The sequence below is a fragment of the Caballeronia sp. LZ065 genome (assembly GCF_031450975.1).
GTDB lineage: Bacteria > Pseudomonadota > Gammaproteobacteria > Burkholderiales > Burkholderiaceae > Caballeronia.
In genome coordinates this window covers 1,328,582-1,334,814 of sequence record NZ_JARUXV010000004.1, presented here as the reverse complement: position 1 = coordinate 1,334,814, position 6,233 = coordinate 1,328,582, and the positions used below count along the sequence as shown (strand labels likewise).

The following is a 6,233-nucleotide window of genomic DNA, read 5'->3' as shown; positions in this document are numbered from 1 at the left end:
ACACGATCATGAATTGCGTCGACGTGTGCCCGAAGGGGCTCAACCCGACCAAGGCGATCGGCAAGATCAAGGAATTGATGGTGCGCCGGGCGGTTTGAGATGGGCAATGTGATGGTCGATACCCAAGACGATTCTCCGCATCAGTCCGACCCCCTGCGTCGCGCACGCCTTCGCTGGCGCGCGCGACGCGGCCTGCTGGAAAACGATCTGATCTTCGATCGTTTCTTCAGTCGATATGAGCAAGACCTCAGTGACGCCGACGTGTCCGCATTGACCCGTCTGCTCGAGCTGAGCGACAACGAACTGATGGACCTGCTGCTGGCCCGTACGGAGCCGGAAGACGACCTGGCAACGCCGGATGTGATCCGCTTGCTCGGCTTGCTGCGCACCGTGTGACTTCAGCAGGAATGCGCGGAGTTTTGCAAAATAGGCGGATGGTTGCGATTTGCAACGCATCGGCCGAAATGACAAGGCCGTACTGAGACCAACGGCCCCCAGTACAGTTTTTGCCGCGCAGCTTCCGTCGTGCAAATTATCGAAAACCTGTATCCATACTTCGATTGAGGATGTGCTATGACCCCGTCAGATGTTAAAGCCACGCTATCGTTCAGCGACAACTCGCCGAGCGTCGAAATGCCGATCTACAAGGGCACGATGGGCCCGGACGTGATCGACATCCGCAAGTTGTACGGTCAGACCGGCAAGTTCACGTATGACCCGGGCTTCATGTCGACGGCTGCGTGCAATTCCGCGATCACCTACATCGACGGCGACAAGGGCGAGCTGCTGTATCGCGGCTACCCGATCGAGCAGCTGGCCGTGAACGCCGACTTCCTCGAAACCTGCTACCTGCTGCTGAAGGGCGAACTGCCCAATGAAGCGCAAGCCAAGGAATTCGTGGACACGGTTACGCGTCACACGATGGTGCACGAGCAGATGCACTTCTTCTTCCGCGGCTTCCGTCGTGACGCACACCCGATGGCTGTGCTGACGGCGGCGGTGGGCGCGCTGTCGGCGTTCTATCACGATTCGCTGAACATCAACGACCCGCGTCACCGCGAAGTCTCCGCGATCCGCATGATCGCAAAGCTGCCGACGCTCGTCGCGATGGCCTATAAGTTCAGCGTGGGCCAGCCGTTCGTCTATCCGAAGAACGAGCTTTCGTACAGCGCGAACTTCATGTACATGATGTTCTCGAACCCGTGCGAAGAGTACAAGGTCAACGACGTGCTCGTGCGCGCCCTCGACCGCATCCTGATCCTGCACGCGGACCACGAGCAGAACGCTTCGACGTCCACCGTGCGTCTGGCGGGTTCGTCGGGCGCGAATCCGTTCGCGTGTATCGCGGCCGGTATCGCCTGCCTGTGGGGCCCGGCGCACGGCGGCGCCAACGAAGCCGCGCTGAACATGCTGGAAGAGATCGGCTCGGTCGACAACATTCCTGAGTTCATCAAGCAAGTGAAGGACAAGAACTCGGGCGTGAAGCTGATGGGCTTCGGTCACCGCGTGTACAAGAACTACGACCCCCGCGCCAAGCTGATGCGCGAGACCTGCCACGAAGTGCTGAACGAGCTCGGCCTGCATGACGACCCGCTCTTCAAGCTCGCGATGGAACTCGAAAAGATTGCGCTGGAAGACGAATACTTCGTGTCGCGCAAGCTGTACCCGAACGTCGACTTTTACTCGGGCATCGTGCAGCGCGCACTGGGCATCCCGACCTCGATGTTCACGTGCATCTTCGCGATGGCGCGTACGGTGGGCTGGATCGCGCAATGGAACGAAATGATTGCGGACTCTGAGCAGAAGATTGGCCGTCCGCGTCAGCTGTTCATTGGCCAGACGCCGCGCGAAGCGAAGCCGCTGTCGAAGCGTTAAGCCGCTTCGTTTCGGAACGCTGCAAGCGAACCCCGGCGGGCAACCGCCGGGGTTTTTTAATGTCCGCGCAATGGGCTGGTGGCGAGCCGCGCGCAGCAGAAAGCGGCGGGCAGCGGCGAGCCCCTAATCCGCAAACACCTCCTGCAACGCGCCCAGCGCGCTTCCCAGCGTGCTGGGTTCGATCGATCCTTCCAGCTTGACCAGCCGTACCTTGTCCACGGTACGGATCTGATCCAGCAGGATGAACCCCTGCTTGCGGTTGAACGTGACCGGAATGCGGAAGGGCGCCGGCCTGCCCTTGGTGGTCATCGGCGCGACGATGGCCGTGCGCAAATGATCATGCAACTCAGGCGGTGAAACGACGACGCAGGGTCGCGTTTTTTGAATCTCACTGCCCAAGGTTGGGTCGAGCGCGGTCAACCAGATATCGCCGCGGGCTACCATTCCAGCTCCGAATCTTCTCCGTTGCCGAACTCGCCCATGACGAGCCGGTCGCCGCCGCCCTGCGAGATGGACTTGCTGGCTTCCGCCCAGCCGTGACGCGCCTTGCTGCGCGGACGACGCAAGACGATTGCGTCATTTTCGACTTCCATTTCGACCTCCTTCTCCAAGCCCAATTGAGCGAGAAACGGTTTCGGAATCAGAACGCCCTGGGAGTTGCCCATCTTCCGGATAGTGGTTTTCATGGAATCGCTCGTGATCAGAACAGGAAGCACGATGTTATAACTCCATAGGGTTGTGGTCAATACAATGTTGGTACGCGCGCCGAACCCAGCGCTCCGTCACAGATTACCGATCGATGACTCTTGCCGCCATTCGGCCGAATGGGCTAACGAGGACGCGCAACGAAACAGGCTGGTAGTGCTGATCCGGGTACTGGCACCACTAGCATAAAGCATTGTTTTTAATAGGTTTTTCCCTCAGCCTAGTACCCAACGCGGGCGCGGAAGTGGCATAATCGGGCAACAAGCCGTCGGTGCACGACGGCACACTCCCCGCAGTCACATACGAAAGCGCTCACCATGGCACAGACTCTCTACGACAAACTGTGGAACACGCACGTGATCCACTCGGAAGAGGACGGCACCTCGATCCTCTACATCGACCGTCATCTGCTGCACGAAGTGACGAGTCCGCAGGCCTTCGAGGGCCTCAAGCTCGAACAGCGCCCGGTATGGCGTATCAGCGCGAATCTGGCAGTATCCGATCACAACGTTCCGACCACGGACCGTACGCACGGCATTGCCGATCCGGTCTCGAAACTGCAGGTGGACACGCTCGACCAGAACTGCGATAGCTTCGGCATCACGCAGTTCAAGATGAACGACCTGCGGCAGGGCATCGTGCACATCATCGGACCCGAGCAGGGCGCGACGCTGCCCGGCATGACCATCGTCTGCGGCGACTCGCACACGTCCACGCACGGTGCGTTCGGCGCGCTGGCGCATGGCATCGGCACGTCGGAAGTGGAGCACGTGCTCGCCACGCAAACGCTGCTGCAGAAGAAGAGCAAGAACATGCTCGTCAAGGTGGAAGGGCCATTGCCGCGCGGCTGCACCGCGAAGGACATCGTGCTGGCCATCATCGGCAAGATCGGCACGGCGGGCGGCACGGGCTATGCCATCGAATTCGGCGGTTCCACTATCCGCGCGCTGTCGATGGAAGGCCGCATGACCGTCTGCAACATGGCCATCGAAGCGGGCGCGCGCGCCGGCATGGTCGCCGTGGACGACACCACCATCAGCTATCTGAAGGACCGTCCGTACTCGCCGCAGGGCGTCGAGTGGAATCATGCGGTCGAGTACTGGCGTCAGTTCAAGTCGGACCCGGACGCGGAGTTCGATCGCGTCGTCGAACTCAATGCCGCCGAGATCGTGCCGCAGGTGACGTGGGGCACGTCGCCGGAAATGGTGACGTCCATCGACGGCCGTGTGCCCGATCCCGACAAGGAAAAGGATCCGGTCAAGCGCGACGCGATGGAACGCGCGCTGACCTACATGGCGCTGCAGCCGAATACGCCGATCGAATCGATCAAACCGGACAAGATTTTCATCGGCTCGTGCACCAACGCGCGCATCGAGGATCTGCGCGCCGCCGCCTATGTCGTGAAGTCGCTGGGCAAGCGCGTGGCGCCGACCATCCGTCTGGCGATGGTCGTGCCGGGCTCGGGACTCGTGAAGGCGCAAGCCGAGCGCGAGGGCCTGGACAAGATCTTCACGAACGCCGGTTTCGAATGGCGCGAACCGGGCTGCTCGATGTGCCTCGCGATGAACGCCGACCGGCTCGATGCCGGCGAGCGCTGCGCGTCGACGTCGAACCGCAATTTCGAAGGCCGTCAGGGCGCGGGCGGACGCACGCACCTCGTGAGCCCGGCCATGGCTGCCGCTGCGGCGATCGAAGGTCACTTCGTCGACGTGCGCAAGCTCGCTTAAACATTTCGAAAAGGTCCGAACGTCATGGAAAAATTCAATGTGCATAGCGGCCTCGTGGCGCCGCTCGATCGCGAGAACGTGGACACGGACGCGATCATCCCGAAGCAGTTCCTGAAGTCGATCAAGCGCACCGGCTTCGGCCCGAATGCGTTCGACGAATGGCGCTATCTCGATGTCGGCGAGCCCGGTCAGGACAACAGCAAGCGTCCGCTGAACCCGGACTTCGTGCTGAACCAGCCGCGCTATCAGGGCGCGTCCATTCTGCTGACGCGCAAGAACTTCGGCTGCGGCAGTTCGCGTGAACACGCGCCGTGGGCGCTGGACCAATACGGCTTCCGCGCGATCATCGCGCCGAGCTTCGCGGACATCTTCTATAACAACTGCTTCAAGAACGGCTTGCTGCCGGTCGCGCTGTCGGAGCAGGACGTGGACAAGCTGTTCAACGAGACCTATGCGTTCGTCGGCTTCAAGCTGACCATCGACCTCGAAGCGCAGGTCGTGCGCACCGGCGACGGCACCGAATACACGTTCGACGTGCCGGGTTTCCGCAAGTACTGTCTGCTGAACGGTTTCGACGATATCGGCCTGACGCTGCGTCACGCCGACAAGATTCGCCAGTACGAAGCCGAGCGCCTCGCGAAGCAGCCGTGGCTGAATCACCGGCTCGCCGGCTAAATCCATCACGATCAGGAAAGGAACACACGATGAAGATTGCAGTGCTGCCCGGCGACGGGATCGGTCCGGAGATCATGGCCGAAGCGGTCAAGGTGCTGAACGCGCTTGGCGAGAAGTTCGAGCTGGAAGAGGCGCCGGTGGGCGGCGCGGGCTACGAGGCGCACGGTCATCCGTTGCCTGAGTCGACGCTCAAGCTCGCGAAGGAAGCCGATGCCATCCTGTTCGGCGCGGTAGGCGACTGGAAGTACGACAAGCTCGAACGCGCGCTGCGTCCCGAGCAGGCCATCCTCGGCCTGCGCAAGCACTTGCAGCTGTTCGCGAACTTCCGTCCGGCGATCTGCTATGCGCAGCTGACGGGCGCGTCGTCGCTGAAGCCGGAAATCGTGTCGGGTCTGGACATCCTGATCGTGCGCGAACTGAACGGCGACATCTACTTCGGCGCGCCGCGCGGCGTGCGCCAGGCGCCGGATGGTCCGTTCGAAGGCGCAAAGGAAGGCTTCGACACGATGCGCTACTCGGAACCCGAAGTGCGCCGCATCGCGCACGTCGCTTTCCAGGCGGCGCAGAAGCGTCAAAAGAAGCTGACCAGCGTCGACAAGGCCAACGTGCTGGAAACCTCGCAGCTGTGGCGCGACACGATGATCGACGTGGCGAAGGAATATTCGGACGTCGAGCTGTCGCACATGTATGTCGACAACGCCGCGATGCAGCTCGTCAAGGCGCCGAAAGCATTCGACGTGGTCGTGACCGGCAACATGTTCGGCGACATCCTCTCGGACGAAGCGGCCATGCTGACGGGTTCCATCGGCATGTTGCCGTCGGCTTCGCTCGACAAGGACAACAAGGGCCTGTACGAGCCGTCGCACGGTTCCGCGCCGGATATCGCGGGCAAGGGCGTCGCCAATCCGCTCGCGACCATCCTCTCGGCCGCCATGATGCTGCGCTATTCGCTCGGCAAGGCCGAACAGGCGGAGCGCGTGGAAAGCGCGGTGAAGAAGGTGCTGGAGCAGGGCTATCGCACGGGTGATATCGCGACGCCGGACGGCAAGATTGTCGGCACGAAGGAAATGGGCGATGCAGTGCTGAAGGCGCTGTAATCCCGGAGACGATCGGCGGCATCGCGCTTATCGCGGCTGATCGTCTCTCTTTACCGCTGTTCCTGCACGATCGATACGAATTTCAGACGGAAGACGCATCGGACCGACGGAAACCGCGGCTTATCGTGTATATTCTTTCGTCATGGCGAAGAAC

7 protein-coding genes and 1 pseudogene are annotated in these 6,233 nt (G+C 61.4%); 6 read left to right on the top strand and 2 right to left on the bottom strand.

The genetic code is table 11. The features are described from left to right. From sdhB to QCE63_RS32675, 3 genes and pseudogenes are all read left to right on the top strand, one after another. Window positions 1–98: pseudogene (gene sdhB, locus QCE63_RS32685) on the top strand (succinate dehydrogenase iron-sulfur subunit); the annotation flags it as partial. Window position 99: 1 nt separating this feature from the next. Then, window positions 100–396: a succinate dehydrogenase assembly factor 2 gene (locus QCE63_RS32680; protein WP_309838911.1), complete on the top strand. Its 297-nt coding sequence runs from the start codon at window positions 100–102 to the stop codon at window positions 394–396. 177 nt (window positions 397–573) lie between these two features. After that, entirely contained in the window at window positions 574–1,875 is a 1,302-nt protein-coding gene (locus QCE63_RS32675; protein WP_309838909.1) for a citrate synthase, read from the top strand. A 123-nt stretch (window positions 1,876–1,998) separates the two neighbouring features. Here the strand turns inward: QCE63_RS32675 and QCE63_RS32670 are convergent, their stop codons facing one another. Both QCE63_RS32670 and QCE63_RS32665 read right to left on the bottom strand, forming a co-directional pair. Next, window positions 1,999–2,319 carry a type II toxin-antitoxin system PemK/MazF family toxin gene (locus tag QCE63_RS32670; protein WP_309838906.1) on the bottom strand — a complete coding sequence of 107 codons (321 nt, stop codon included), beginning with the start codon at window positions 2,317–2,319 and terminating at the stop codon, window positions 1,999–2,001. After that, complete coding sequence (locus QCE63_RS32665; RefSeq protein ID WP_309839374.1) at window positions 2,313–2,561, bottom strand: AbrB/MazE/SpoVT family DNA-binding domain-containing protein; 249 nt, start codon at window positions 2,559–2,561, stop codon at window positions 2,313–2,315. The genes QCE63_RS32670 and QCE63_RS32665 overlap by 7 nt, the downstream gene beginning before the upstream one ends. 336 nt (window positions 2,562–2,897) lie before the next feature. Between QCE63_RS32665 and leuC the strand changes: the two genes are divergently transcribed. Genes leuC through leuB form a run of 3 tightly spaced genes read left to right on the top strand, consistent with a single transcriptional unit; the run spans window position 2,898 to window position 6,079 of the window. After that, window positions 2,898–4,307: a 3-isopropylmalate dehydratase large subunit gene (gene leuC, locus QCE63_RS32660; protein WP_309838905.1), complete on the top strand. Its 1,410-nt coding sequence runs from the start codon at window positions 2,898–2,900 to the stop codon at window positions 4,305–4,307. Between the two features lie 24 nt (window positions 4,308–4,331). Further along, on the top strand, window positions 4,332–4,982 hold the full coding sequence (gene leuD / locus QCE63_RS32655; protein WP_309838903.1) for a 3-isopropylmalate dehydratase small subunit: 651 nt from the start codon (window positions 4,332–4,334) through the stop codon (window positions 4,980–4,982). A 29-nt stretch (window positions 4,983–5,011) separates the two neighbouring features. Continuing rightward, the gene (leuB, locus tag QCE63_RS32650; protein ID WP_309838902.1) at window positions 5,012–6,079 is read left to right on the top strand and encodes a 3-isopropylmalate dehydrogenase; all 1,068 of its coding nucleotides are present in this window, start codon (window positions 5,012–5,014) and stop codon (window positions 6,077–6,079) included. Window positions 6,080–6,233 lie beyond the last annotated feature (154 nt).

Excerpts from the sequence above, each read along its gene's own strand:
- QCE63_RS32680 (WP_309838911.1), top strand. The coding sequence starts at position 100 with ATGGGCAATGTGATGGTCGATACCCAAGACGATTCTCCGCATCAGTCC.
- QCE63_RS32675 (WP_309838909.1), top strand. The coding sequence starts at position 574 with ATGACCCCGTCAGATGTTAAAGCCACGCTATCGTTCAGCGACAACTCG.
- QCE63_RS32670 (WP_309838906.1), bottom strand. The coding sequence starts at position 2,319 with ATGGTAGCCCGCGGCGATATCTGGTTGACCGCGCTCGACCCAACCTTG.
- QCE63_RS32665 (WP_309839374.1), bottom strand. The coding sequence starts at position 2,561 with ATGAAAACCACTATCCGGAAGATGGGCAACTCCCAGGGCGTTCTGATT.
- leuC (WP_309838905.1), top strand. The coding sequence starts at position 2,898 with ATGGCACAGACTCTCTACGACAAACTGTGGAACACGCACGTGATCCAC.
- leuD (WP_309838903.1), top strand. The coding sequence starts at position 4,332 with ATGGAAAAATTCAATGTGCATAGCGGCCTCGTGGCGCCGCTCGATCGC.
- leuB (WP_309838902.1), top strand. The coding sequence starts at position 5,012 with ATGAAGATTGCAGTGCTGCCCGGCGACGGGATCGGTCCGGAGATCATG.